Annotated in this window: 28 protein-coding genes; 18 read left to right on the plus strand and 10 right to left on the minus strand. The window is 66.5% G+C overall.

The genetic code is table 11. The annotated features are described in order from the left end of the window. Positions 1 to 16: 16 nt before the first annotated feature. The 4 genes from catC to RT697_RS06070 are packed head-to-tail and all read left to right on the plus strand — an operon-like array spanning position 17 to position 2,481. Positions 17 to 292, plus strand: a complete 276-nt coding sequence (catC, locus tag RT697_RS06055) for a muconolactone Delta-isomerase (RefSeq protein WP_056559790.1) — start codon at positions 17 to 19, stop codon at positions 290 to 292. Between the two features lie 12 nt (positions 293 to 304). Beyond that, the gene (locus RT697_RS06060; RefSeq protein WP_105240952.1) at positions 305 to 601 is read left to right on the plus strand and encodes a YciI family protein; all 297 of its coding nucleotides are present in this window, start codon (positions 305 to 307) and stop codon (positions 599 to 601) included. Between the two features lie 54 nt (positions 602 to 655). Then, entirely contained in the window at positions 656 to 1,435 is a 780-nt protein-coding gene (gene pcaD, locus RT697_RS06065; protein ID WP_291383156.1) for a 3-oxoadipate enol-lactonase, read from the plus strand. A gap of 5 nt (positions 1,436 to 1,440) precedes the next feature. After that, a complete protein-coding gene (locus RT697_RS06070; RefSeq protein WP_313697441.1) occupies positions 1,441 to 2,481 on the plus strand; it encodes a cyclase family protein in 1,041 nt (346 codons plus the stop codon). A 263-nt stretch (positions 2,482 to 2,744) separates the two neighbouring features. On the opposite strand, the gene RT697_RS06075 is transcribed toward RT697_RS06070, so the two are convergent. Continuing rightward, positions 2,745 to 3,071, minus strand: a complete 327-nt coding sequence (locus tag RT697_RS06075; RefSeq protein WP_056559798.1) for a PsiF family protein — start codon at positions 3,069 to 3,071, stop codon at positions 2,745 to 2,747. 245 nt (positions 3,072 to 3,316) lie between these two features. Here RT697_RS06075 and RT697_RS06080 point away from each other — a divergent pair, with 245 nt between their 5' ends. The 3 genes from RT697_RS06080 to RT697_RS06090 all read left to right on the plus strand — a co-directional run bounded on the left by RT697_RS06080 (position 3,317) and on the right by RT697_RS06090 (position 5,330). Further along, a complete protein-coding gene (locus tag RT697_RS06080) occupies positions 3,317 to 3,658 on the plus strand; it encodes an FxLYD domain-containing protein (protein WP_313697443.1) in 342 nt (113 codons plus the stop codon). A 186-nt stretch (positions 3,659 to 3,844) separates the two neighbouring features. Next, positions 3,845 to 4,495: a carbonic anhydrase gene (locus RT697_RS06085; protein WP_312438276.1), complete on the plus strand. Its 651-nt coding sequence runs from the start codon at positions 3,845 to 3,847 to the stop codon at positions 4,493 to 4,495. A gap of 235 nt (positions 4,496 to 4,730) precedes the next feature. After that, positions 4,731 to 5,330, plus strand: coding sequence for a glutathione S-transferase (locus tag RT697_RS06090; protein WP_313697444.1), 600 nt, complete (start codon positions 4,731 to 4,733; stop codon positions 5,328 to 5,330). Positions 5,331 to 5,332: 2 nt separating this feature from the next. Here RT697_RS06090 and RT697_RS06095 read toward each other — a convergent pair whose 3' ends face one another. Continuing rightward, positions 5,333 to 6,241 carry an AraC family transcriptional regulator N-terminal domain-containing protein gene (locus RT697_RS06095; RefSeq protein ID WP_409517405.1) on the minus strand — a complete coding sequence of 303 codons (909 nt, stop codon included), beginning with the start codon at positions 6,239 to 6,241 and terminating at the stop codon, positions 5,333 to 5,335. Positions 6,242 to 6,392: 151 nt separating this feature from the next. Between RT697_RS06095 and RT697_RS06100 the strand changes: the two genes are divergently transcribed. After that, complete coding sequence (locus tag RT697_RS06100; RefSeq protein WP_313697448.1) at positions 6,393 to 7,226, plus strand: oxidoreductase; 834 nt, start codon at positions 6,393 to 6,395, stop codon at positions 7,224 to 7,226. A gap of 87 nt (positions 7,227 to 7,313) precedes the next feature. After that, positions 7,314 to 7,895 (plus strand): hypothetical protein, encoded by a 582-nt coding sequence (locus tag RT697_RS06105; RefSeq protein ID WP_313697449.1) that lies wholly within the window; start codon positions 7,314 to 7,316, stop codon positions 7,893 to 7,895. Positions 7,896 to 8,053: 158 nt separating this feature from the next. Here the strand turns inward: RT697_RS06105 and RT697_RS06110 are convergent, their stop codons facing one another. Then, on the minus strand, positions 8,054 to 9,388 hold the full coding sequence (locus tag RT697_RS06110) for a DUF3100 domain-containing protein (RefSeq protein WP_313697451.1): 1,335 nt from the start codon (positions 9,386 to 9,388) through the stop codon (positions 8,054 to 8,056). Positions 9,389 to 9,771: 383 nt separating this feature from the next. On the opposite strand from RT697_RS06110, the gene RT697_RS06115 reads away from it, so the two are divergent. The 3 genes from RT697_RS06115 to RT697_RS06125 all read left to right on the plus strand — a co-directional run bounded on the left by RT697_RS06115 (position 9,772) and on the right by RT697_RS06125 (position 13,387). After that, positions 9,772 to 10,707, plus strand: coding sequence for a LysR family transcriptional regulator (locus RT697_RS06115; RefSeq protein WP_313697452.1), 936 nt, complete (start codon positions 9,772 to 9,774; stop codon positions 10,705 to 10,707). A 399-nt stretch (positions 10,708 to 11,106) separates the two neighbouring features. Further along, positions 11,107 to 12,849 carry a nitrite/sulfite reductase gene (locus RT697_RS06120; RefSeq protein WP_313697454.1) on the plus strand — a complete coding sequence of 581 codons (1,743 nt, stop codon included), beginning with the start codon at positions 11,107 to 11,109 and terminating at the stop codon, positions 12,847 to 12,849. Continuing rightward, positions 12,842 to 13,387: a DUF934 domain-containing protein gene (locus RT697_RS06125; protein WP_313697455.1), complete on the plus strand. Its 546-nt coding sequence runs from the start codon at positions 12,842 to 12,844 to the stop codon at positions 13,385 to 13,387. The genes RT697_RS06120 and RT697_RS06125 overlap by 8 nt, the downstream gene beginning before the upstream one ends. Positions 13,388 to 13,432: 45 nt before the next feature. Here RT697_RS06125 and RT697_RS06130 read toward each other — a convergent pair whose 3' ends face one another. Continuing rightward, on the minus strand, positions 13,433 to 14,227 hold the full coding sequence (locus tag RT697_RS06130; RefSeq protein ID WP_313697457.1) for a helix-turn-helix domain-containing protein: 795 nt from the start codon (positions 14,225 to 14,227) through the stop codon (positions 13,433 to 13,435). Between the two features lie 102 nt (positions 14,228 to 14,329). Between RT697_RS06130 and RT697_RS06135 the strand changes: the two genes are divergently transcribed. The 4 genes from RT697_RS06135 to RT697_RS06150 are packed head-to-tail and all read left to right on the plus strand — an operon-like array spanning position 14,330 to position 18,466. Further along, the gene (locus RT697_RS06135) at positions 14,330 to 15,319 is read left to right on the plus strand and encodes a tripartite tricarboxylate transporter substrate binding protein (RefSeq protein ID WP_313697459.1); all 990 of its coding nucleotides are present in this window, start codon (positions 14,330 to 14,332) and stop codon (positions 15,317 to 15,319) included. Positions 15,320 to 15,336: 17 nt separating this feature from the next. Beyond that, entirely contained in the window at positions 15,337 to 16,842 is a 1,506-nt protein-coding gene (locus RT697_RS06140) for an AMP-binding protein (protein WP_313697460.1), read from the plus strand. Further along, positions 16,839 to 17,627: a citryl-CoA lyase gene (locus RT697_RS06145; RefSeq protein WP_313697461.1), complete on the plus strand. Its 789-nt coding sequence runs from the start codon at positions 16,839 to 16,841 to the stop codon at positions 17,625 to 17,627. The genes RT697_RS06140 and RT697_RS06145 overlap by 4 nt, the downstream gene beginning before the upstream one ends. Then, the gene (locus RT697_RS06150) at positions 17,624 to 18,466 is read left to right on the plus strand and encodes an SDR family NAD(P)-dependent oxidoreductase (protein ID WP_313697462.1); all 843 of its coding nucleotides are present in this window, start codon (positions 17,624 to 17,626) and stop codon (positions 18,464 to 18,466) included. The genes RT697_RS06145 and RT697_RS06150 overlap by 4 nt, the downstream gene beginning before the upstream one ends. Before the next feature lie 9 nt (positions 18,467 to 18,475). Here RT697_RS06150 and RT697_RS06155 read toward each other — a convergent pair whose 3' ends face one another. Both RT697_RS06155 and RT697_RS06160 read right to left on the minus strand, forming a co-directional pair. After that, on the minus strand, positions 18,476 to 19,468 hold the full coding sequence (locus RT697_RS06155; protein ID WP_313697464.1) for a tripartite tricarboxylate transporter substrate binding protein: 993 nt from the start codon (positions 19,466 to 19,468) through the stop codon (positions 18,476 to 18,478). A gap of 89 nt (positions 19,469 to 19,557) precedes the next feature. Further along, entirely contained in the window at positions 19,558 to 20,655 is a 1,098-nt protein-coding gene (locus RT697_RS06160; protein ID WP_313697466.1) for a mandelate racemase/muconate lactonizing enzyme family protein, read from the minus strand. 105 nt (positions 20,656 to 20,760) lie between these two features. Here RT697_RS06160 and RT697_RS06165 point away from each other — a divergent pair, with 105 nt between their 5' ends. Then, positions 20,761 to 21,663: a LysR family transcriptional regulator gene (locus RT697_RS06165; RefSeq protein ID WP_313697467.1), complete on the plus strand. Its 903-nt coding sequence runs from the start codon at positions 20,761 to 20,763 to the stop codon at positions 21,661 to 21,663. Between the two features lie 16 nt (positions 21,664 to 21,679). Here the strand turns inward: RT697_RS06165 and RT697_RS06170 are convergent, their stop codons facing one another. Then, a complete protein-coding gene (locus tag RT697_RS06170; protein ID WP_313697469.1) occupies positions 21,680 to 22,219 on the minus strand; it encodes an acireductone dioxygenase in 540 nt (179 codons plus the stop codon). A gap of 11 nt (positions 22,220 to 22,230) precedes the next feature. After that, the gene (locus RT697_RS06175; protein WP_313697470.1) at positions 22,231 to 23,025 is read right to left on the minus strand and encodes a MetQ/NlpA family ABC transporter substrate-binding protein; all 795 of its coding nucleotides are present in this window, start codon (positions 23,023 to 23,025) and stop codon (positions 22,231 to 22,233) included. A 190-nt stretch (positions 23,026 to 23,215) separates the two neighbouring features. Here RT697_RS06175 and RT697_RS06180 point away from each other — a divergent pair, with 190 nt between their 5' ends. Continuing rightward, a complete protein-coding gene (locus RT697_RS06180; RefSeq protein ID WP_313697472.1) occupies positions 23,216 to 24,289 on the plus strand; it encodes a DUF6817 domain-containing protein in 1,074 nt (357 codons plus the stop codon). 105 nt (positions 24,290 to 24,394) lie between these two features. Here RT697_RS06180 and RT697_RS06185 read toward each other — a convergent pair whose 3' ends face one another. Next, complete coding sequence (locus RT697_RS06185; protein WP_313697474.1) at positions 24,395 to 24,955, minus strand: UbiX family flavin prenyltransferase; 561 nt, start codon at positions 24,953 to 24,955, stop codon at positions 24,395 to 24,397. Between the two features lie 7 nt (positions 24,956 to 24,962). After that, on the minus strand, positions 24,963 to 25,289 hold the full coding sequence (gene grxD, locus RT697_RS06190) for a Grx4 family monothiol glutaredoxin (RefSeq protein WP_056319914.1): 327 nt from the start codon (positions 25,287 to 25,289) through the stop codon (positions 24,963 to 24,965). Positions 25,290 to 25,649: the final 360 nt, after the last annotated feature.

Below are 25,649 nucleotides of genomic sequence, written 5' to 3' on the forward strand. Positions count from 1 at the left end.
TCATGGAGAGTCCATCATGTTGTTCATGGTTCAAATGCAGGTCAATCTGCCCGTCGACATGCCCGCCGAACGCGCGGACAAGCTCAAGGCTGACGAAAAGGCCCTGGCGCAGCAGCTGCAGCGCGACGGCAAGTGGAAGAGCCTGTGGCGCGTCGTCGGCCGCTACGCCAACGTCAGCATCTTCGACGTCGAAAACAACGACGAACTGCACACGCTGCTGTCGTCGCTGCCGCTTTTCCCGTACATGGATATCGAAGTCACGGCGCTTGCGCGCCATCCCTCGGCGATCTGACAGGAGCCTCGCATGCCCTACATCATCGAAACCTTCGACAAGCCCAACCACCAGGAAATGCGCCAGCAGCACCGCGCCAAGCACCTGGAATACCTGGACGCCAACAAGCAGCTGCTGCTGGCGTGCGGAGCCAAGCTGCAGGATGACGGCAAGGATGCGGGCGGCGGGCTATACATCGTCGACGTCGACACGCGCGAAGCCGCGCAGCAGTTCATCGACGCCGATCCGTTCGCGCAGGCCGACCTGTTCGACCGCGTGACCATCACCCGCTGGCGCAAAGCCTACGTCGACGGCGTCTGCCACCTGTAATACCCGCGCGGCCGCCTGCTTGCGCGGCCGCGGCTTTCCCCAAAGGAATTCCCCATGGCTTACGCCGATCTCAGCCAGGCACGGCTGTTCTACGTCATCGATGGCCCCGCCGACGCGCCGGTGCTCGTGCTCTCCAACTCGCTGGGCACCAACGCCGACATGTGGGCCCGCCAGATCCCCGAACTGACCAAGCACTTCCGCGTGCTGCGCTACGACACCCGCGGCCACGGCAAGTCGTCGGTCCCCGAAGGCGAATACAGCTTCGAACAGCTGGGCAACGACGTCGCCGAACTGCTGGCCCACCTGGACATCAAGCGCGCGCACTTTTGCGGCCTGTCGATGGGTGGCCCGACCGGCCTGTGGCTCGCGCTGGCGCGACCGGAACTCGTCGGCAAGCTGGTCCTGTGCAACACCGCCGCGCGCATCGGCTCGGCCGAAGGCTGGAGCACCCGCATCGCCGCCGTGGCCGAGCAGACGCTTGAAAAGATGGCGCCCACGCTGGTCGAGCGCTGGCTGACCGACGGCTACCGCGCCGCCGAACCGGGCCTGACGCAAGTGCTGATCGACATGCTGCGCCGCACGCCGGACGCCGGCTACTCGGGCAACTGCGCCGCGCTGCGCGACGCCGATTTCCGCGAGCAGGTGTCGTCCATCACCGCCCCCACGCTGGTCATCAGCAGCACGCACGACCTGGCCGCCACGCCCGCGCAAGGCCAGGAACTCGCGGCCGCCATACCCGGCGCGCGCTATGTCGAATTGAACACCTCCCACATCTCGAACTGGGAGCAACCGGAAGCCTTCACCCGCGCGGTCGTCGACTTCCTGACGGAGTAAGCCGCATGCAACGCTGGAAGCATCGGCCCGAAGGCTCCAACTGGGGCGACTTCGGGCCCGACGACCAACTCGGCCGCCTGAATCTCATCACCGAAGAACAGGTCCTGAAGGGCGCACGCGAGATCCGCGCCGGCAAGACTTTCTGCCTGTCCCTGCCGCTGGACCTGCCCGGCGGCAACGTGCTCAACCCGCGCCGCCATCCGCCGCAACTGAGCCCGACGAAGCTCAAGGACACGCCGTACCTGAACTTCCCGTTGAAGAACGTCAACCCAGACGCGCTCGACGTGCTGAGCGACGACCAGGTGCTGCTGTCGATGCAGTATTCGACGCAATGGGATGCGCTGGCGCACGTGGGCGCGTTGTTTGACGCCGATGGAGACGGCACGCCCGAGCTGCGTTACTACAACGGCTTTCAGGCGGGCGTGGACGTTGTGGGACCCAACGATGGCGATAACACCGGCTGCGGCTGCAACAGCGGCGGCCCGTCCGCCGCGCTGAAGCTGGGTGTCGAAAACCTGGCGCAAAAAGGCATGCAGGGCCGCGGCGTGCTGGTCGACCTGTTCCGCCATTACGGCCCGGGCCGTACGCTGATCGGCCATGCAGAACTGATGCACGTGCTGAAAACGGACGGCATCACGGTCGAGCGCGGCGACATGCTGGTGCTGCGCACCGGCTACGCCGAAGCCGTGGTCGCCATGAACGGCACGCCCGACCCCGAGGTGTTGCACACCTACGGCGCGGCGCTGGACGGCACCGACGACGCGCTGCTGCAGTGGATCACCGATAGCGGCATCGCCGCCATCTGCGCCGACAACTACGCGGTCGAGGCCTACCCCGCCCGCGAAAAATCCGGCGCGCGCCCGATGCTGCCGCTGCATCATCACTGCCTGTTCAAGCTGGGCCTGCCGCTGGCCGAGCTTTGGTATCTGAAGGACCTGGCGGAATTCCTGTTTGCCAACGGCCGCCACCACTTCATGCTGACGGCGCCGCCGCTGCGCCTGCCGCATGCGATCGGCTCGCCCGTTACGCCGATTGCGACGGCGTGAGGTGCACGGGTCAGGTCTCTGACGCCAGCACAGGTCAGGTGTCTGACACCCGTACGAGACGGCGTTCAGGTCAGGTGTCTGACACCCGTAAGAGACGGCCGTGAAGCTGCACCGGTGCGACATGGGTGTCAGACACCCGCGGGACACAGTCTTCCACTTAACCGGTGTGCCAGGGGTGTCAGACACCTGACCGTATCTGACCGAATCCTTTGCCGGCCCAAAAAAAAAGCCAGACATCGTCTGGCTTTTTTCTTGCCTGCCGCTCACCCCTTCAAGCAAGTGCTCATGAACGTCTTGCGCGCGTCGCCGGCCAGCTTCTGTTCCGCGGCCTTCGCATTGCAGTCCTTCATCTTCTGCTGCTGCGGCGTCAGTTGCTTGGCCGGCTCCTCGCCCTTCAGGCAACTGCTCATGAACGCCTTGCGGTCGTCGCCCTTCTTGCCCTCGGCGGACTTGTTGCAATCCGACATGCGCTGCTGCTGCGGCGTGGGCGTCTTGGCGGTTGAGGGAGCGGCGGGGGTCTGCGCCTGCGCGCCGGCAAAACATGCGGACAACAGGATGGCCGAAGCCAGCTGGCTGGTACGGGAAAGCATGAGTTCCTCCCTTGAGCGCCCCCAAGCGCAATGGCACGCGCAACGCGGGCGGCACGGTCCGCCGGCCAAGGCGCCGGCCTGGCAATCATCGAACAAAGCCCCAGCATTGGCAACATCCGCCGCAACCTGTTACCCATTCATCCTTCTGGCCCGTTGTCTCTTCCGCCAGAAAGGAGTGAGATACGCCTGATCCGCGCCGCGATGCCGCGCCACCATCGCCGCCGCGGATCGCACAGGAGACAACCATGAAAAAACTCGTCCTTGCCACGCTTGCCCTGCTGGCCGGCCTGTCCGCCACGGCCGGCGCGCAAAGCCCTGCCTACGGCATCACGCTTGGCAACGTCCAGGCCGTGCGCGACAGCACCCGCAACGTCTCCACCATTACCGGCTTTCTCGCCAACCAGTCGGAGCGCAACGTCAACAGCGTCCTCTTGACCTACGTCCTGTACGACGCCCAGAACCGCGAGGTCGGCAGGATCAGCGAAGACGTCGTCGGCCCCTTCGCGCCCGGCCAGATCAAGGTCGTCAAGGCCATCACGCCGCTCGAATTCGCCCGGGTGAATACGCTGGAAGTCGCCGCGCGCTAGGTCAGTCCGCCGCCCGGCCAGGCCCCCAAAAACCCTTTTGCAATCAGGGTTTAGACAGTTGGCTATCAGGCCAATTATGGGAAAATCCCGTCTGCCGACTCGATAAAAGGGGCTTCCACACGAAGCCCCTTCTTGCGTATGCCGGCGCGCCAGCAAGCCTGGCCTCGATACTAGGAAGTGAAGATCATGTTTCCCAAAAGACTCTCCGAAGGCTATCAATCTTTCCTGGACGGCCGCTTCCAGACGGAAAGCAGCCGCTATCAAAAGCTGGCCGAAATCGGCCAAAGCCCGGAAATCCTGATCATTGGATGCTGCGACTCGCGCGTGTCGCCCGAAGCGATCTTCGACGCCGGCCCCGGCGAGATGTTCGTGGTGCGCAACGTGGCCAACCTTGTGCCGCCCTGTGACCCGGACTCGGAATCGTCGTACCACGGCACCAGCGCCGCGATCGAATTCGCGGTCAACGGCCTGAACGTCAAGCACATCGTCGTGCTGGGCCACGCCTCCTGCGGCGGCATCCGCTTCTTCTTCGACGACGCGACGCCACTCAGCAAGAGCGATTTCATCGGCAAGTGGATGTCGCAGATCGAACCCGTGGCCAAGGGCATGTCCCCGGATACCGGCGACCGCCAGGCCAACCTGAAGCGCCTGGAACTGGCCACCGTCGCGCACAGCCTGAACAACCTGATGACCTTCCCGTCCATCCGCCGCCGCGTCGAAAAGGGCGAACTGGAGCTGCACGGCGCCTACTTCGGCGTGGCCACCGGCGTCCTGTTCCTGCGCGATCCGGAATCGGGCGAATTCAAGCCCTGCCTGGAAACCGGCATTACCGAATAAGCGGCGGATAAGCCGCTTGAACGCGGCACGCGCCGGTCCGCAACGGTTCCGGCGCTGTCTGCATGCAAGGCGCGCCGCCGCCCGGCGCGCGTCACCGCCTTCATGCCTGCGACCGCGCCGCCTTGCGCATCGCAACGATCTCCCCTTCATGCTCTTCCCGCCGGTCATTCGCAAGCAGGCTGGACAGCGTTCGCCCCCTGCGCAACACTGACGCCTCTCACCGACAGGGAACCCCATGAAAATCTTCTTCTCGCCTGCTTCGCCCTTCGTACGCAAGTGCATGGTCATCGCCCATGAACTCGGCTTGGTCGATCGCCTTGAAAAGCTGCCCAGCGCCGCCGGTCCCGTCGCCCGCGACCAGACCATCATCCCGAGCAACCCGCTGGGCCAGGTGCCCACGTTGATCACCGATGAAGGCCAGGCGCTGTTCGACAGCCGCGTCGTCTGCGAGTATTTGAACGACCTGGGCGGCGGCACGTTCTTTCCCGCCGGCAAGGCCCGCTGGCCGGTGCTGGCCGAGCAGGCGATGGCCGACGGCATGCTGGGTGCGGCGCTGCTGGCGCGCTACGAGACCGTGCTGCGCCCCGAGGCGTTGCGCTGGGACGGCTGGGTCGATGGCCAGCTCGGCAAGGTCCGCGACGGCCTCGCGGTCATCGAGAAGAACGCCGCAGGCCTCGAAGGCCGGCTGGATATCGGCACCATCACCATCGGCTGCGCGCTGGGTTACCTGGACTTCCGCTTCCCGGATCTGGACTGGCGCGCCTCGCACCCCGCCACGGCCAAGTGGTTCGAAAGCTTCAGCCAGCGCCCGTCGATGCAGGCCACCAAGCCTTGATTTCAGTGTGACGACACGTAGGTGGCGTCCGCGAACGCCGGCAGGGCGAAGCCTTCGCGCATGCGTCGCGCTTCCGCCGCCGGCGTCAGGCCAAACAGACGCTTGAACTCGCGGCTGAACTGGGACGGACTCGTGTAGCCCACCGCCTGACTCGCCGTCTCGGCCGTCAGGTCCTGCCGCACCATCAAGAGACGCGCCTGATGCAGGCGCGTCGATTTCACGTACTGCATGGGAGAGACCTGCGTCACCGCCTTGAAATGGCTGTGAAAGCTCGGGACGCTCATGCCCGCCTCATCCGCCAGCCGCGTCACGTCCAGCGGCCGGGCGTATTCCGCGTGAATGAGGCGTAGGGATCTGCCGATCCGGCCAAACTGCCCGCGCAGCGACAACGCTTCCCGTATCGAACTGCCCTGCGGCCCGGTCAGCACGCGGAAATACAGTTCGCGCAACAGGCCCGGTCCCAGCACGGCGGCTTCCAGCGGCCGGGACATGGCTTCGATGAATCGCAGCACCGACGTGCGCATCGCGTCATCCATCGGCGTCGACAACATGCTTTGCGGCGCCTGGGCAGCCGCCGCGACGCCGGCGGCGTCGATCTGCGACGCCAGTTCCGCAGCCAGCGCGAAATCCAGGTGCAGGTACAGCGCCAGCAGCGGGCGCTCGGGCGTCGCGTCGGTCTCCATGCTGAAGGGCACCGGGACGGACACGGCCAAATAGTGCTGCTCGTCGTACAGATACAGGTGATCGCCGAAGTAGCCGCGCTTGCGGCCCTGACAGACGATCACAATGCCCGGGTCATACAGCACCGGCGTGCGCGCCAGCGCGCGGTTGGCGCGCAGCACGCGCACGCTGGACAACGGGGTCAGGTTGTAGCCCTCGTCAGGCGCCAGACCGCGCAGCAGCGCGGCCATGCGGCTTTCGGCAGGAGCGGCCCCCACCGCGTTGCCGTGGGCTGTTGATGTGATGTTCATAGTTTTGTGCAAGATAAGCAGCGTATTGCGGCTTATCCGTAGGTTTTGGCAAGACTACCATGCACTCTCCAATGAATTCGGAGCCTACTCCATGACCTCCCCAAAAACCTTGCTCATCACGGGCGTCAGCAGCGGCTTCGGCCGCGCCCTGGCCGAGGCAGCCCTGGCCGCCGGCCACCGCGTCGTCGGCACGGTGCGCGGCGAACCGGCCCGCCTTGACTTTGAAAGCCTGTCTCCCGGCGCTGCCATCGGACGCATATTGGACGTCACCGACTTCGACGGAATCGACGGTGTCGTGGCCGATATCGAGGCCAACGTCGGCGCCATCGACGTGCTGGTCAACAACGCGGGCTACGGCCATGAAGGCGTGATGGAAGAGTCGCCGTTGTCGGAAATGCGCCGCCAGTTCGACGTGAACGTGTTTGGCGCGGTCGCGATGATGAAGGCGGTCCTGCCCTTCATGCGCCAGCGCCGGCGCGGCCACATCCTGAACATCACCTCCATGGGCGGCCACATCACCATGCCGGGCATCGCGTACTACTGCGGCAGCAAGTTTGCGCTGGAGGGGATTTCCGAAGCCCTGGGCAAGGAAGTGCAGCCGACAGGCATCGCCGTAACGGCGGTGGCGCCTGGGTCGTTTCGCACCGACTGGGCGGGCCGATCCATGACGCGCACTCCCCGCGCCATTGCGGACTACGACGCTATCTTCGATCCCATCCGAAAGGCCCGCGAAGAGAAAAGCGGCCGTCAGTTGGGAGATCCGCGCAAGGCGGCGCGTGCCATGCTGGCGGCCATCGACGCCGATCATCCTCCCGCGCACCTGCTGCTGGGCAGCGACGCGCTCGCGTTGGTGCGAGGCAATCTGGCCGCCTTGCAGGAGGAATTGACAGCTTGGGAGACGGTTACGAAATCCACAGATGGGTAAAACCTTTCGCCGGGGGCTTTGCTACAGTGAACTTGCCTCTCCCCGGACAGACCAACCCAAAGGTCAACCACGACAAGGAGCCCCCGCATGGCCATTTCTGCGATCTCCGCCATCCCCCACGTCGCCGCGCCCTATCCGGCGCGCGTTTCGATGCTGGATGAAAACCGCCCCGCCTGGGAAGCCGAACGCGCGGCGCAGAACTTCGCCGCCCGGCAGGCACAGCGCACCGCCCAGGCGCAGGCCGCCCGCGAAGCCCAGCGCCTGGAACGGGTCCAGGCCTACAAACTGGCCAGGGCGGAACAAGACGCCCCGCCAGTCGGACATAAAGCCGACCCCGCCGTCGCGCCCCTCGCCCTCGCCGCCCCCACCGTCAACATCGATGAATTGCGCGACCTGTACGCGGACGCCCGGATGCGGCGCGCAGTCGAAGACTTTGCCGCGCGGCCCGACCCGGTGGCCCAACGCGCCGACACCACGAACGACTGGGGCACCATCGAAGGTCTGGCGCCGCTGCAACCCTACCGCGTCGCCATGGGCAATCCGCAGGTGGAATTGCAGGCGGCTGTCGCATTGAAGGCGGCGGGCGTGGGCATCCCCCCGGTGGCGAACATCGGTCCCACTGAAAACGTGACCGACAACGCGCGCTACCGGCCCGGCGCCACGCCCTGATCCGGAGGTGTCAGACACCCATAGACGCAGGTGTCTGACACCCATTGAGACGCCGCCACAAACTGACGACTATCTCCCCCGGGTGTCTGACACCGTCCCAAGCAAGCAAAAAAAAGCCGCCCGTACAACAGGCGGCTTTTTCATGACGCTGACGCCGATCAGTGGAAAAACTCCGCGATCATCGTGGCGCCCATGAACGTGCCGGCGTTCGCAGCCAGCGACACCACCACGATCTTCCAGCCCAGCTTGCGGAACGCCGGCAGGTCTTTCAGGATCGACAGGCCCGCCATGGCCAGGATCACCGTCGTGAACGGCAGGAAATTGACCTTGCCGACCATCGCAATGATCTGATCCGAATACGGCAGCACGCCCGGGCAGCCGGCGGTCATGGCGATCACCGACAGCACGAACACGGCCGGCAGCTTCGGCACGACGCGCAGGACCAGGTCGGTGATGACGACCAGCAGCACGATGATGCCCATGCCGGGCAACGCGTCCGCGAACGGCACGTTGTAGCCCAGGCGATTACCCACCAGCGCGAACAGGCCACAGATGACGTAGGCGGTCAGGCGGTCGCCGAAGCCCATCTTCGCGTTGTGCGCGGGCACGTCTTCCGAAACGCTGTCGTCGACCACGGCCTCGTTCTTGCCGCGCGAGAAGCGGCCCAGCACGGGCTCGAGCTTGCCGTACAGGAAGATCGTCGTGGGCAACGAGATGAACAGGGTGAAGTACACGCCGACCACGGTGGTCAGCAGGTTGGCGGCGGCGGCCAGCGCGGCGACCTGATGCGCCATTTCCGGCGTCTGCTGCGAAGCGATCGCGCCCACGCCCGCGGCCATCATGCTGCCCGAGCCCACGCCGGCGCCCATGGCGAGCGAGCGCGGATCGAAGATGTTCAGGCTGGTGATGAAGCCCGCCATCAGCGCCACGAACAGCGCGCCGATGACCGTGCCGGTGATGTATTCGGCCATGACGCCGCGGCCTTCGGGCGAGTTCATGCCGTAGCGCTCGCCGATGATCGCCAGGCTGGGCTCGCGGCCGACCGAGAACGTCGCGCCAATGGCTTCACGTTTGATGCCGAGCAGCAGCGCGAGCGGCAGGCCGATGGCCATGGTGCCGAAGAAGTGGCCGAACTCCTGGAAGACCAGCGCCCAGCCAGCCTCGCGCACCTGCGGCAACGCGCCGCCCACCATCAGGCCCAGCTTGGCCAGAAACGGCAGCAATGCATATTGCAGATAGCCGCTGATGCGGGTCTGCATGGCCTTGTCGATGCCGGCGCCCGCCGGCAGGCGCTGGCCGAACGCCGCAACCACCGCGCCGATGAAAATGGCCCACAGCATGGGCTGCAGGATGATCTTGCCCGGACCGACCGAAAACGTGACGCTGCCGATCGCTTCGGAAATGACCACCACCAGCAGGATGGCGGCGAGCATGCGCACGCGTCCCGATAGCGGCATGGAAGGCAAGGCCAGGCTTGCGCTGGCATGAGACATTGGTTTTCCCCTGATGACATGAATAGTGATCGTGGCGGCGGGCCGGACGAACCCGGAAACCGGCGCCCGAACGTCCAGGCAGAGCCGGCGGGGCACGCGAATTCGGAAGGGTTCGGGCGGCGGCGCTCTCGAAGAGCGGCTCGGTCGATTCAAACGGCCAATACAGCGTGAACGGCGCGCGCAGCGGGCGGCCGATTCGGACTGCGCAATTTTCGCCCACCCCTCCGGCGGGCAACCATGACACCGGTCACCGAGAAACGTTGCGTAAAATGCAACGAAATTGCCCTTCCTGGGAAAATTTTGCACGGGACGAAGAAAAATAAGGGTAAACCCTTAAATCCATCCGTGGAAAATCAGCCGCATTCCGCCCGGAGCCAGCCGCCATGGACGAACAACTCGACGCGCGCCGCACCCATTACTTCATGCAGGTCATGAGCCGGGGATCCGTGCGTGGTGCGGCCGAAGCCCTGGAAATGGACCCGTCCGCCGTCAGCCGAGCCATCGCCGCGCTGGAGCGCGATTGCGGCATGGCGCTGTTCGAACGCCGGGGACGCGGCCTCGTGCCCACCGACGCCGGCCACATCCTGGCCCGCTACGTAAAGCGGCAACAGGACATCCAGGAGAGCTTCTTCTCTGAAATCGACAGCCTGCGTAAAGCCGAACGCGGCCACATCGACCTGGTGCTGGGCGAAGGCTTCGTGGAGCTGATGTTCGACCGCGTGCTGCCGGGCTACTGGCGCAGCCATCCCGAGGTCACGCTGGATATCGACGTGGCCCGCACGTCCGAGATCGTCCAGCGCATCGTCGATGACCGTGCCTATATCGGACTGGTCTTCCAGCCGCCCAACGATGCGCGGCTGCGCACGCATTACTCGCGGCCCGAACCCATACGTGCCATCGTGCGCCAGGACCACCCGCTGACGCGCCTGCGCCGTCCCCTCTTGCTGACCGATCTGGCCGACTACCCCGGCGCATCCATGCAGGAAGGGTTTGGCGTGCGCCAGCACATCCAGGCCGCCGAGATCAGCGAGCAGGTCCGGCTGCACAACGTGCTGACCACCTCGTCCTTCAAGGCGCTGTGGCAGTTCGCGGCCGCCGGCATCGGCTACGCGCTCACCCCGCCCATCGCCGTCACCGCCGACATGCAGGCCCAGCGCCTGGCCAGCCTGCCGCTCGCCAATCCCATCCTGAACCAGGGCAGCCTGCACGTCCTGAGCCGCGCCGGCCGCCACATCTCGCCCGCCGCGCGCGAACTGCTGGAGCACATCGTGCGCGGCATCGGCGCGCACACCGCCGCGCCGACTGATACGGTCGGCTGACGCGGATGCCTGCTGCTCGCGGCCTGCCTGTTGATCATTCTGGTGTTCGTAGCCCGGTGGGCGGTGAATGCGGCGTTGTAGGGGTTTAGGGGCTTGTTCTACGACAAGCCGCATATTCATATATGCGCGTACGCTCGCGGCTGGTTTCGACGACCTCCGCAAAAATAGCCGCCCCGCCGCCCGGCCGCCCGAAGGCGGGGCAGCCCCCTCGGGGGGCAGCTAGCGCGCGCAGCGCGCGCGGCGTGGGGGCCCCCTCCCTGGCCTTATTTCTTTATTACCAGAATGACTTAGACGGTCTTTGCGGGTGGCTGTTACGGTTATGAATCCCGATTTTGCCGGCGCCCTGCGCCCGACCCCACCCCGGGGATCAGACCGAAAAGACTTCCAAGGGCAGTAGACATGTACGTGTATGACCCCGTCGACCAACAGCTTGTCGAGCAGCGTGTCGCGCAGTTTGCCGATCAGACGCGCCGCTTCCTCGACGGCCAGCTTACCGAGGACGATTTCCGCGTCCTGCGCCTGCAGAACGGCCTGTACATCCAGCGCCACGCACCCATGCTGCGCGTCGCCATTCCGTATGGCCTGCTGGCGTCGCGCCAGTTGCGCACCCTGGCGCACATCGCGCGCAAGTGGGACCGCGGCTACGGACACTTCAGCACGCGTCAGAACATCCAGTTCAACTGGCCCAAGCTCGAAGACGTGCCGGACATCCTCGCGGAACTCGCTACGGTGCAGATGCACGCCATCCAGACCAGCGGCAACTGCATCCGCAACACCACCACCGACCACTTTGCCGGCGTCGCGCCGGATGAACTGGTGGACCCGCTGATCTGGTGCGAGATCATCCGTCAGTGGTCCACGCTGCATCCCGAATTCGCCTTCCTGCCGCGCAAGTTCAAGATTGCGGTCAGCGGCGCGGTGGAAGACCGCGCGGCCGTGGGCGTGCACGACATCGGCCTGCAGGCCGTCGAGCGCGACGGCAAGCTGGGCTTTCGCGTGTGGATCGGCGGCGGCCTGGGCCGCACGCCCATCGTCGGCAAGCTCATCAACCCGTTCGTCGAATGGCAGCACCTGCTGACCTATCTGCAGGCCGCGTTGCGGGTCTACAACCTGCACGGCCGCCGCGACAACAAGTACAAGGCGCGCATCAAGATCCTGGTCAAGGATCTGACGCCCGAGGTCTACGCGCAGCAGGTCGATGAAGAGTGGCAGCGCATCAAGGGCGGCCCCGACACCATCACCCAGGAATTCGTGGACCGCATCAAGGCGCGCTTCGTCTGGCCGCAGCATGATGCCGCCGCCGCGTCCGACATCGACAACACCGACGCGCTGGCGACAGGCGACAAGCGCTTCGCGCGCTGGCTGCGCACCAACGTGCATGCGCACAAGGTCGCCGGCTACGCCGCCGTGACCGTGTCGCTGAAACCCACCGGCGTGCCGCCGGGCGACATCACCGCGGACCAGATGGATGCCGTGGCCGACCTGGCCGACGACTTCGGTTATGGCGAACTGCGCGTGTCGCACGAACAGAACCTGATCCTGGCCGACGTGCGCCGCGCGCGGTTGCACGAGTTGTGGCAAAAGCTCGAGGCCCTGAACCTCGCCACGCCCAACGTCGGTCTGCTCACCAACATCATCGCCTGTCCGGGCGGAGACTTCTGCGCGCTGGCCAACGCCGTCTCCATTCCCGTGGCCGAAGCCATCCAACGCCAGTTCGACGACCTGGACTACCTGTTCGAAATCGGCGAGCTGGACCTGAACATCTCGGGCTGCATCAACTCCTGCGGCCATCACCACGTGGGCCACATCGGCATTCTCGGCGTCGATAAGGCCGGCGAGGAGTGGTATCAGGTCACGGTGGGAGGCCGCCAGAACGGCGCCGCCAAGCCGCTGCCCGACCTGGAATCCACGCACGGCGGCGGCGCGGCCATCGGCCGCATCATCGGCCCGTCGTTCGCGCGCCATCAGGTGCCGGGCGTGGTGGACCGCCTGATCCGCACGTATCTGGATTTGCGCGACAGCGACGCCGAACGCTTCATCGACGTGGTCGACCGCGTCGGCATCGATCCCTTCAAGCAGGACGTGTACGCGGACCCTGCCTTCGCCAAACCCACGCAGCAAGCGGAGCCCGCCCATGTCTGAGATCTACGCCCACGACGCCCCCGGCCCGCATCTCATCCGCAACGGCAAGCTGGAGGCCGACACGTCGCGCCCCTTCGTGCCCGAACCCGAAGTGCCCGCCGAAGGCCAGGTGCCGTCCGACGAACCCGGCTGGATCGTGCCGCTGTCCGTCTGGAAGACGTCGCGCGCCACGCTGCGCCGCCACAAGCATCCCGTGGCCGTGCTGCTGAACCCCGATGCCGATCTGACGGACCTGGCGGACGCAGACGGCGTGCTGCATGCCGAAGGCATCGCGTTCATCGCCGTGGACTTTCCGGTGTACACCGATGGCCGCGGCTATTCGCTGGCGCAGTTGCTGCGCACGCGCTACGACTGGCAGGGCGAGCTGCGCGCGGTCGGCGACGTAATGATCGACACCATCCACTACCAGGCGCGCGTGGGCTTCGACAGCTTTCTCGTCAAGCCGGGACACGACCCGCACAAGGCGCTGGACGCCTTCAAGACGTTCACGGTGCATTACCAGAAGACGTACCGCGTGCCGACGCCGGCCGCGGCCTGAACAGAACGGCCCCCGCCCGCCGCCGGAACAACAACGCGGCGGGCCTCAATCCCCCTCGCCTGCCACCGCCCCGTGCGGCATGCCGAAACCGCTCTGCGACACCTGCGCGCGGATCAGTTCGGCAATGCTGCGCTGGCGCGGCGCCTGCATCCGGCTGATGAGGCTGGACACGCTGACCGCCAGCCGGGGATAGCCGCCCGCATCGCACAGCGCCACGCCCACCCCCAACACGCCCGGCACCGCCGCGTTGCCCACCACGGCCCAGCCGCGCCCGCGCGTGTTCTCCACCAGCCGCCGCATCTGCGCCACCGTCATCCCGCCGTAGGCGCGTAGCGCCTGCTCGTTCTGCGCCACCACCTCGTCGGCTTCGGCGGCCGGCAACGCGCCCAGCAGCGCCAGACCGGCCGCGCCCACGCCCAACGGCTGACGATGCCCGACCGTCACGGCCAGCACCTGCACCGGGTAATTGCCGACCTCGCGATGCAGACATAGCGAATCGTTTGCCGCCCGGCAGATGAGAAACGCCGAATCGCCGCTGACATCGCTGATCTGCCGCAGCAATGGCCGCAGGCTGCGCACGGCCCGCGCGTGCGGATCGCCGGCCATCATCACGCCCAGTTCCGCGACGCGCCAGCGCGGTGCCCCCGATTCGCGCAGGGCATAGCCCTCTTCGACCAGCACGTCCAGGTAGCGATACACCGTGGACCGCTGCATGCCCGCGGCCCGCGCAATATCCACCACGTGCATGCCGGCCGCGCCGGCCTGGCGCAGCACGCCCAGCACCTTCAGCCCGCGCCGCAGGATGCGCGGACCGGAACCCTCGGAATCCGGTTTGTTCAATTTCTGGACACCTTGCGTTGATAGGGCCTTCATCAAAGCCGAATATGAAGGCGGACAGACGAAGAGCTGTCCAATTATTAGACAAACAGGACGGAGACAACAATGAAGACATTCGGCAAGCGCTGGACCGCTGCGGCGGTGGCCTTGAGCGGGGCGCTAGTGGCCGCCGCTCCCGCCTGGGCGGCCAAGCCCTACCCCGACCGCCCCATCACGCTGGTCGTCGGCTACGCCGCCGGCGGCGCCACCGACATCGTGGCGCGCCTGATGGCCAAATCCCTGGCGGAAGAACTGGGACAGACCGTCGTGGTCGAGAACAAGACCGGGGCCAACAGCAACATCGGCGCCGAGATCGTCTCGCGCGCCGCCCCCGACGGCTATACGCTGTACGTCGGGTCGATCGCCAACACCATCAACCGCACGCTGTACAGCCAACTGAACTACGACTTCGTCAAAGGCTTCGAGCCCGTCGGGCTGCTGGCGACCATCCCGAACATCCTGGTGGTCAATCCCAAGCTGCCGATCAAGACGGTGCAGGAATACATCGCCTATGCCAAGCAGCATCCCGGCAAGCTGACGTGCGCGTCGTCCGGCAGCGGATCGTCCATTCACCTGTCCTGCGAGCTCTTCAAGATGAAGACCGGCACCGACATCCTGCATGTGCCGTATCGCGGCAGCGGTCCCGCCGTGGCGGACCTGCTGGGCGGCCAAGTGGACTCCATGTTCGACAACCTGCCCTCGTCGCTGCCGCACGTGCAGGCAAACAAACTGCGCGCCATCGGCGTGACCTCGCCCCAGCGCCTGCCCACCACTCCGGATGTGCCCACCCTGGCGGAATCCGGCCTGCCTGACTTCGACGTGGAGTCGTGGTTCGGATTGGTGGCGCCGGCCGGCACGCCCCGGCCCGTCATCGATCGCCTGAATCAGGCGCTGAACAAGGCGCTGGCCAGCCCCGCGCTGCAAACCTCCTACAAGCAGGGCGGCTTCTTCGCGCCGCAACAGCCCAACACGCCGGAGACCTTTGCCAAGAAGATCGCCAGCGAGATCGACAAGTGGGGCGCGGTCGTGAAGAACGCCAACCTCAAGGCCAACTAGCCCACCAAGGAGCACAGGTGTACCCGATTGATTTCTTCTTCCGCGCGGCCGAGCTGTACCCGGATCGCGTGGCGCTGGATGGCCCCGATGGGCAGGTCACTTACGCGCGGCTGGCGGCCGACACCCGCGCGCTGGCGGCCGCCCTGCAGGATCTGGACCCCGAGCCGCAGACGCGCGTGGCCATCTGCGCCGGCAACTCGGCGCGTCACATTCTGGCGCTGCTGGCGGTGCTGGCCAGCGGCAAGGTCTGGGTGCCGCTGAACTACCGCAGCACCGCGCGCGAGATCGGCCGCATCCTGGATGCGACCGAGCCGTCCATCGTGGTCGTCGACGACGTGGGCGCGCCGCTCGTGCCGGCGGGTTCCGCTCGACGCATCGTGCTGGACGACGCGGCCGCTGACCTGGCGCTGGACGCGCTTCTCGGGCGTTTTGCCAACCACGTTCCGGCGCGTCATGCCTTGCCGCGCGACGCCACGCAGGCCATCAAGTTCACGGGCGGCACCACCGGCCTGCCCAAGGGCGTGATGCAGCCGTACCACGCGTGGAACGCCGGCATCGTCAACCAGATCCTCAACTGGGGCCTCACCGCCGAAGACCGCTACGTGGTGTCCGCGCCCATCACGCACGGCACGGGCACGTATCTGCTGCCGGTGCTGGCGCAGGGCGGTGCGCATCTGCTGCTGGACAGCGTTTCGCCCGCCACCATCACCGAGGCATTTCGCGAACGCGGCGGCACGCTGAGCTTCATGCCGCCCACGCTGATCTACATGATCATGGCGCAGCCCGGCGTCTCGCGCGCGGACTTCCCGCATCTGCGCAACCTGATCTACGGCGGCGCGCCCATGCCCGTCGAAAAGATCGAGCGCGCACGCGCCTTCTTCGGTCCGGTGCTGGGCACGACCTACGGCCAGACCGAGGCGCCGCAGATCGTCACCGTGCTGCGGCCCGCCGATCTGGAAGCGCCGGAAAACCGCGCCTCGGTCGGGCGGGTCACGCCGCTGTCCGACGTGGAGATCATGGCGCCCGACGGCACGCTGCTGCCGCGCGGCGAGATCGGTGAAGTCGTGGTCCAGGGCGATCTGGTGATGACTGGCTACTGGCGCCTGCCCGAGAAGACTGCCGAGACCATCGTCGACGGCTGGCTGCACACCGGCGACACGGGCCTGATCGACGCGCGCGGTTATCTGTTCTTGAAGGACCGATTGCGCGACGTCATCATCACCGGCGGTTTCAACATCTACCCGGTGGATGTCGAGAACGCGCTGTCCGCGCACCCCGCCGTGTATGAATGTTCCGTGTTCGGCGTGCCCGACGACAAGTGGGGCGAAGCGGTTCACGCCGCCGTCCAGCTTCAACCCGGCGCGCAGGCCAGCGGCGATGAACTCAAGGCGCACGTGCGCACGCTGCTGGGCCCGGTCGCCACGCCCAAGCACATCCATTTCCACGACAGCCTGCCGCGCTCGAGCGTGGGCAAGGTGCTGAAGAACGCGGTGCGCGACGCCGCACTGAAGGAGACGCCATGAATAAGCCCGAAACCCGACTCTGCGCCCATCACCTGACCGGCATGTCTTACCGCGACGTGGACCTGGTCGAAGACCTGATCGGCAAGAAGTCGTTTACCGAAGTCATGATCATGCAGATCCTTGGGCGCGACGCGCGGCCCGTGGACATGCGCATCGTGGACGCGGTGCTGGTCACGCTGATGGAACACGGCATGACGCCCAGCGCGATTGCCACGCGGCTGATCTACATGAGCGCACCCGAGAATCTGCAGGGCGCCGTGGCGTCCGGCCTGATGGCCGTGGGCAGCCAGTTCGTCGGCACGATGGAAAACTGCGCGCGCCTGCTGGACCGCATCCGGCAGGCGCCCGACGGCCCCGCGGAAGCGTTGGCGATTGCCCGCGAACACCGCGCGTCGCGCAGCCCGCTGCCCGGCTTCGGCCATCACCTGCACAAGCCGGACGATCCGCGCGCGATCAAGCTGCTGGCGCTGGCCGAAGCCGAAAGCGAGCTGAGCGGCGATTCCGTTCAGGCGCTGCGCTGGCTGGCCAGTGCGATCGACGAGACCTACGGCAAGCACATCACCATCAACGCGACCGGCGCCGTGGCCGCGCTGCTCAGCGAGATCGGCGTGCCGACCGATCTGATGCGCGGCTTTGCCGTGATCTCGCGCGCGGCAGGCCTGGTGTCGCACGTGGCCGAAGAGCAGCAGAGTCCTTCCGGGCGCTACATCTGGGAAACCATCGACCACGCCATTCCGTACGTGGGCAAGGGCAAGAGCCATCAGCAAGACGGCGGGCAATCGTGAGCGCGGGGACCGGCACGACCCTTGCCGATGCGCGCGTTGCCGGTTCACGCCTTGCCGGCAAGGTTGCACTGGTTGCAGGCGCGGGCACGTCGGCGCCCGGCTGGAGCATCGGCAAGGCCAGCTGCGTGACGCTCGCGTGCCAGGGCGCGGCCGTCATTGCACTGGACGCCAACCTGACCGCCGCCGAAGAGGCCGCGCATGAAGTCGAATCGGCCGGCGGCAGCGCGCTGGCGGTGCAAGCCGACGTGGCGGATCCGGACGCGATGCAGGCGGCGGTTGACGCGGCAGTGAATCGCTTTGGCCGCATCGACATCCTGCAGGCCAACGCAGGCATCGGCAAAGTGGGCGGCCCCGAAGACATCTCGATCGCGGACTGGGACCGCATCCAGCAGGTCAACGTCACCAGCCTCCTGATCGCGACGCGCCTGCTGGCGCCCGTCATGCGCGCGCAGGGCGGCGGCGCCATCGTGGCCGTTTCCTCGATTGCGGGCATCCGGTACACCGGCTATCCGCACCTGGCCTACAGCGTCAGCAAGGCCGCCGTCATCCACTTTGCGCGCATGGCCGCGCAGCAGTACGCCGCCGACGGCATCCGCGTGAACACGGTGATTCCGGGACTGATCGATACGCCCCGCGTCACCGCCAACGTCGCGAAGATGTTCGATGCAAACGATCTGAGCGCCGCGCGCGCGGCACGCGACAGACAGGTGCCGATGGGACGCATGGGCACGCCCTGGGAAGTGGCCAACGCGGTGGCCTTCCTGGCGTCGGACGAAGCGTCCTACATCACCGGCACCGAACTGCTCGTGGACGGCGGCCTGACCGGCAAGTACGCCTGACGCGGCGGCTTACTCGGCCTTGATGTTGCCGCGCTGGACCACGGCGGTCCACTTGGCCACGTCGTCGCGGATGCGCTTTGCGAACTCCGCCGGCGTGCTGCCGACCGGCTGAAAGCCCAACCCGGCCAGCTTGTCGCGCAGCGCGCCCTTGCGCACGGATTCGCCCAGCGTCTGCGACAGGCGCTCGATGATCGGCTCCGGCACGCCGGCCGGCGCAATCACGCCGAACAGCGGCGAGATATCCACACCGGGCAGCCCCGCCTCGGCAAACGTCGGCACGTCGGGCAACTGGCTCGTGCGCTGCGGGCTGGTGACCGCCAGCGCGCGCAGCTTGCCGGCCTTGATGTGTTCGAGCAGCGTGGGCACGGTGGCAAAGCCGAACTGCACCTGGCCGCCCAAAAGATCGGTGATCACGGTGCCGCCGCCGCGATACGGCACATGCAGCACGTCCACGCCCGCCTGCTGGCGCAACTGTTCGCCGGCCAGATGCGGCCCGCTGCCCACGCCCGCCGACCCGAAGGACAACGTGCCGGGCTGCGACTTGGCCAGCGCCAGGAACGACGCAATGTCCGCCGCCTTGACCGACGGGTGCACCACCATGACGAAGGGCGCCGTCGCCATCAGTGAGATCGGCGCGAAATCCTTGATGGCGTCGTATGGCTGGCGATCGCCCAGCAGCGCGGGATTGATGGTGAACGTGGAGTCGACCATGCCGATGGTGTAGCCGTCCGGCGCGGACACCGCCAGCGCGCGCGTGCCGATCGTGGTGCCGCCACCGCCGCGGTTTTCCACGACAAAGGGCTGGCCCAGCGCCTCGGCAAACACCTGACCCGCCATGCGGCCCAGCGTGTCGGTCGCCGCGCCCGGCGGGTAGGGGATATACAGGCGGACCGCCTTGTCCGGGTACTGCGCGGCCCGTGCCGCGAAGGACCACGGCAACACGGCGGCGCCCGCGGCCATGGCGGCGCTGTGGATCAGAAACGCTCTGCGCGATGGGTGCATGTCTTTGTCTCCTGGTTCATGTTCTTTGCGGCCTCTGTGGGCCTGTGGCTTCGTGGCGGTCTGGCGCTTGGCTTTTTACGGGTTGGGGTTCAGGCGCTGTACCGGCCCTCGGCAAGTTCCTCTTCCGGATCCGCGCCCAGCCCCGGCGCGTCCGGCACGTTGACCCAGCCGTTCTCGATGGGCACGCTGCGCCCGTACGGCACATGCGCCAGTTCGACGTAAAGGCGTTCCAGCGACACCTCGGCCTGCTGCGCGGCAATCAGATGCAGGCTGGCAAGGTAGCCGGGGCCAAAGAACGCCACCTGCGGCGCGCAGATGACGCTTGTATCCGCGCACTTCTGCGCAATCCGCCACGCGGCGGTCAGGCCCAGCTTGATGACGCTGGGCTGCACGTACTGCGCCGCTTCCGTGTCCACCACGCGCTCCAGATCGGTGGCGCTGCTGGCGTTCTCGCCGACGGCCAGGGCAATGCCGCAGGCCTGCTTCAAGCGGGCGAGTGCGCGATCATCTTCCGGCGGCCACAAGGGTTCTTCGATCCAGAACGGGTCATGCGGGCGCATGGCCGCGATGGCGGCTTCGGCTTCGCTCGGCAGCCACGCGCAGTTCGTGTCCACCATGATCGGCACGCCCGGACCCGTGCTGCGGCGCACGGCGGCCAGCGCATCGGCGGTGCGCTCGTGCAGCTTGATCTCGGTATAGCCTTCGTTCAGCGCCTGCGTGGTCACGGCGTCCAGGCGTTCGGCGTTGCCGTAATACTGCAGCAGCGACGCATACACGCGCACCCGCTCGCGGCGCTTGCCGCCCAAGAGCGCATACAACGGCACGCCGGCGCGCTTGGCGCGCAGGTCCCACAGCGCGATATCCAGCCCGGCCAGCGCGTGCACCACGGGGCCGGACCGTCCCAGGTTGTGCAGCGTGCGCTGCATGCCCGGCAACAAGGTGTCGTCGTCCGCGTCGCGTCCGCAGGCCAGCGGCGCGATCAGCGTCTCGAAGATCGCGGGCAAGGCGCGCGGCTCCACGCAATACGATTCGCCCCAGGCCACCGTACCGTCCTCGGTCTGCACGCGCACCAGCGCGCTGTCGAGCTTGTCGCGCGGGCGGCCGGCAAATAGGGGTGAAGGGCTCCAGTGATGGAACGGCAGGCGCAACGGAATGCAGGTGACGGAAACGATGGTGTTGGCGGGCATGGCGGTGTGGCGAATAGCGGGTCTGCTGAATGCGATGGCCTATTCTGGCGGCCTGCCGTTCATATGGTCAAATAGATGAATTGACTATTTCCATATGAATTTCATATGTTCAATCGGCGAGAACTCCTGCTGCTGCGCGCCATGTACCGGCTCGACACCGTCACCGCCGCAGCCGCCTCGGTCAACATGACGCAGCCCGCCGCCAGCGCGCTGTTGCGCGACATGGAAACGCGGCTGGGCTTTGCGCTGTTCAGCCGCGAGAACCGCCGGCTGCACCTGACCAGCCAGGGCCGCGCGCTGATTCCCGAGGTGCTCAACGCGCTGGCCGGCATCGAGGCCGTGGACCGGCTGGCCGTCGACATCCGCCAGGGCGCGTTGGCGCGATTGGACGTGGGCGCCGTCGCCATCGCCGCGTCCAGCCTGCTGCCCCCGGCCCTGGCCGGCGTGCGCCGCGCGCATCCAGCGGTCGCGGTGACCGTGCGCGCCGGCACCGCGCTGGAAATCATCGAGATGGCGGTGGATCACCGCATCGACCTGGGCATCATCATCGGCTCGCCGCCGGATATCGACCGGGTGTCCAGCCTGCGGCTCGCGCCGTTGGGACTGCATGCGGTCATGCCGAAGGACCATCCGTGGGCGCGGAAGGCCGATCTGACGTTGGACGAGGTGGCCGAGGCGGGACCGATCATGCTAGCCCCCGCGCTGCCCGCCGGCCGCGCGACGCGCCAGGCCTTGGAGGCGCGCGGCCTGCCCTATCGCCCGATCATCGAAGCGGCGCAGTCGTCGGCCGCGTGCGCGCTGGCTGCGGAGGGACTGGGCGTCGCCATCGTGGAAAGCCTGGGCGCGCACTACGCCGAACGCCAGGGGCTGGTGGCGCGGCAACTGCTGGCGCTGGAAGATCCGGTGCTGGCGGTGGTGTGGTCGCGCGACCGCGCGATGAGCGCGCCGGCGCGGTTGCTGCAGGAAGAGTTGGAGAAAGAGGTGCAGACGTGGCTGGCGCGCGCGTAGGCGCGCCGCGCCCGCCTCAAGGCAGGACCGGAAAACGCGTGGCGATATCGTCACCGGTGAACTGCGCGGTCCAGCCAGCCGGATCGTTGAACAGCCGGATGCAGGTGAAGGCCGGCGACGAGCCCATGTCGAACCAGTGCGCAATGCCCGCCGGCACGGAAATCAGGTCGTCTTTCTCGCACAGCGCCGCATAGACGCGGCCTTCGGCGTGAAGCACGAACAACCCGCTGCCCGCGACGAAGAAGCGCACCTCGTCATCGGCATGCGTGTGCTCGGCCAGGAACTTGCGCCGCAGCGCCGCGCGGTCCGGATGCGTGGCGTCCAGGCTGATGACGTCCACGGCCCGGTAGCCGCGCTCGGCCATCAACTGATCGATCTGCGGCCGGTATGCAGCCAGCACCGCCTCCGGCGATGCGCCGGGTCCAAGCGGCGCCTGCGCGGTCCAGCGCTCGAAGCGCACGCCGATGGCCGCGAGCTCTCGCTGCACCTCGGCCGCATCGTCCAGCACGCGCGCGGAATCGGGCGCGTTGTCGGGATAGATCGTCAGGGTGGACATGGGCAGACGGCTTACCAGGAGGTCGTGTACGCGCCGGGGAACTGCTTGGCGACAAAGGCCTTCACCTCGTCGGACTGGTAGGCCTTGATGAAGCGCGCGATGCGCGGATCGTTCTTGTTGTCCTCGCGCGCGGCGATGACGACGGGCGCGAACGGCGCGTCCTTGCTTTCCAGCACCAGCGCGTCCTTGGCGGGCGACAGGCCTGCGGGGATCGCGTACGCCGAGTTCACGGCCGCGGCGTCCACGTCCTTGAGCGAGTGCGGCAGTTGCGCGGCCTCGATCTCGACGAACTTCAGGCTCTTGGGGTTCTCGGCGATATCGAAGATCGACGCCGTCACCGTCACGCCGTCCTTCAGCTTGATCAGCTTGGCCGCCTGCAGCACCAGCAGCGCGCGGGCGCCGTTGGTCGGATCATTCGGGATGGCCACCTTGCCGCCTTGCGGCAGATCGTCCAGCGACTTCACGCGCTTGGAATAGATGCCCATCTGCTGCACCACCGCAGTCGCCACCGGCACCAGCTTGTAGCCGCGCGCCTTGTTCTGCGATTCCAGGAAGGGCTTGTGCTGGTAGATGTTCACGTCCAACTCCTTGGCGTCCAGCGCGGCGTTGGGCTGGATGAAGTCGCTGAACTCGATCAGCTTGACCTTCAGACCCTGCTTGGCCGCAACCTGCTGCACGACTTCGCCGATCTGCGCGTGCGGGCCGACGGTGACGCCCACTTTCAGCTCGGCGTCCTGCGCCATCGCCGAGGTGCCGGCAAATCCAAGAAGGGTGGCAAAAACGGCGAGGGAATGGCGAAGGCGCATGGAAGAGTCTCTACAGGTTTAAACGATTGAGGATTGGAACAATGACCCCGGATTCTAGTGAGCGGGCTTCAAAACCGGAAGCGATGAATATTCATATTGATATGCGGATTTCGATATAAACACCGCGATGACAGCGCCAGCGCATGCGGACACAATAGAGCCTGCTTTCATCCAACCAACCCCGCCAACCATGTCCACCACCCCCGAACTCCATCCGCACGCACGCGCGTTGCTGGCCGACCACTACGCCGCCGTCGACGCCGACCTGCCCGTCCTGCTCGACCTGCTGTTCGCACGCAGCGCGGGCGAAGACTGGCACAAGGCCGGCACGTTCAAGCATCACCTGCTGGGCGTCTACCGCACGCTGGCGCTGTGGAACCAGCCGCGCGAAGTGCGCCTCCTGGGCCTGTTCCACAGCGTGTACGGCAACGAATATGTGGACCTCACCCTGTTTGACCGCGAACGCGAGCGCAACACGCTGCGCGACGTGTTGGGCACTGAAGCCGAGGAATGGGTCAGTCTCTTTTGCGCGATGCCGCGCACGCGCTTCGTGCAGGCCATCCTGCAAGGCCAGGGCTCGGGACCGGAAGGCCTGACGCTGGAAGGCGCCGATGGGCAGGTCTTCACTTTCACGCCACGTCAGGTCGCGGCGTTCACCGTCGTGTCCGCCGCCGACATCGGCGAGCAATGGCACAGCTGGCAGGACGAGATCTTCGCGGGCTATCCGCAGCAGCAGCGCCGCGACCTGAAAACGAACTGGGCCTCGTCGCTGTGGCCCGGCCCGCTCAAACCGCCGTCGAACATCCTGTCGATGCTGTCGCATCTGCTGGCGCCGCTCTCGCGCATGCCGCAGGACACGGGCATTCCCATCCCGCCCGCCTTCGACCACTGCCGCGCCACGCTCAGCCCGCGCGACGAAGCGGCGGCCAGCGCGCTGTACTGGCAGGTCATCACGCGCATGCACCCGCTGACCGAAATGGACAGCGCGCGGCACATGCTGGAAGCCGCGGTCGAACACAACCCTTGGGTAGGCGAACCGCGCCTGCTGCTGGCGCAACTGGCGCTGACGGCGGGCGAATTCGAGGCCGCGGAACAGCACGCCGCCGCCGGGCTGGCCGCGCTTCAGGCGTGGGGCACCGCGTGGGACAAACGGATTGAATGGGCCGGATGGATGGCCTGGGCGCGCATCGAACTGCAGAACGCGCGGGCGCGCAAATGGCCGGAAAACCTGGCCGCGCTCAATGGCATGGGGCTGGTGGAATAAGACCCGCCCTAATGCAGACGGCCCCGCTCAAGCGGGGCCGCTGGTGATCGTTGCACGACGCGCGTCAAGCGCAAGCCTTGCGGCAAGGCGAAGGCGAGAACCTGCCTACGTGCCTTCCCAGTGCGGACCGGGCACGACGATGTCGAACATTTCAAGCACGCGGGCCACGGTGTGGTCCACCATTTCATCGATGGACTTGGGCCGGTGATAAAACGCCGGCAACGGCGGAAACACAATGCCGCCCATTTCGGTAACGGCTGTCATGTTGCGCAGGTGCGCCAGATTGAACGGCGTCTCGCGCACCATCATCAGCAGGCGGCGGCGCTCTTTGAGCGTGACGTCGGCGGCGCGCGTGATGAGGTTATCCGACAGGCCATGCGCAACCGCCGCCAGCGTGCGCATCGAGCACGGCACGATCACCATGCCGGCGGTCTGGAACGCGCCGCTGGCCAAGGTGGCGCCCACGTCGCGAATGCTGTGTACGTGGTCTGCCAGCGCGTAGACGTCCTGGCGGCTGACATCGAGCTCATGCTTGATGTTCAGCACGCCAGAGGCGGACACCACCAGATGCGTCTCGACGTCTTCGACGTTGCGCAACGCCTGCAGCATGCGCACCGCATAGAGCGCGCCGGTGGCGCCCGTGATGCCGACGACGAGCCGCCGCATGATGGCGTTAAGCCGTGGCGCCGGATTGCTCCAGCAGCGTCTTCAGTTCGCCGGACTCGTTCATTTCATTCATGATGTCCGAGCCGCCGATGAACTCGCCGGACACGTACAGCTGCGGAATGGTCGGCCAGCTGGAGAATTCCTTGATGCCCTGGCGGACTTCGTCGTCCTCGAGCACATTGACCGTGACGAGCTTCTTCACGCCACAGCCCTTCAGGATTTGAATGGCCTTGCCGGAGAACCCGCATTGCGGGAACTGGGCGGTGCCCTTCATGAACAGCACGACGGGGTGCTGGGTAACGGTTTCGCGGATGAATTCTTGAACGTCGCTCATGGTGGTCTCTTGGACAGGCAAAACGGAATGGGTCAATTATAGGTACAGCCGGGAAAACCGCCCGATTACCCCGGCGCGGCGCCGGTATATCGGGGCGAACGCAACAGCACGTGACGGGGCGGGTGAGCTGCGCTGGGAGGTGTCAGACACCCGGTGAGAGGCGCGGAGTCCTCTGGAGGGTGTCAGACACCCGGGTGAGAGGCGCGGCATCCTCTGGAGGGTGTCAGACACCCAGGTGAGAGGCGCGGCATCCTGAACGGGCACTTCCGGGGTGTCAGACACCAGGCACGGGCTGCCGGTGAGAGTGTCAGACACCCGGCACCGGCTGCCGGCAAAGATGTCAGACACCCGGCACCGGCT

Source organism: Achromobacter sp. (assembly GCF_032113835.1).
Lineage (GTDB): Bacteria > Pseudomonadota > Gammaproteobacteria > Burkholderiales > Burkholderiaceae_B > Achromobacter.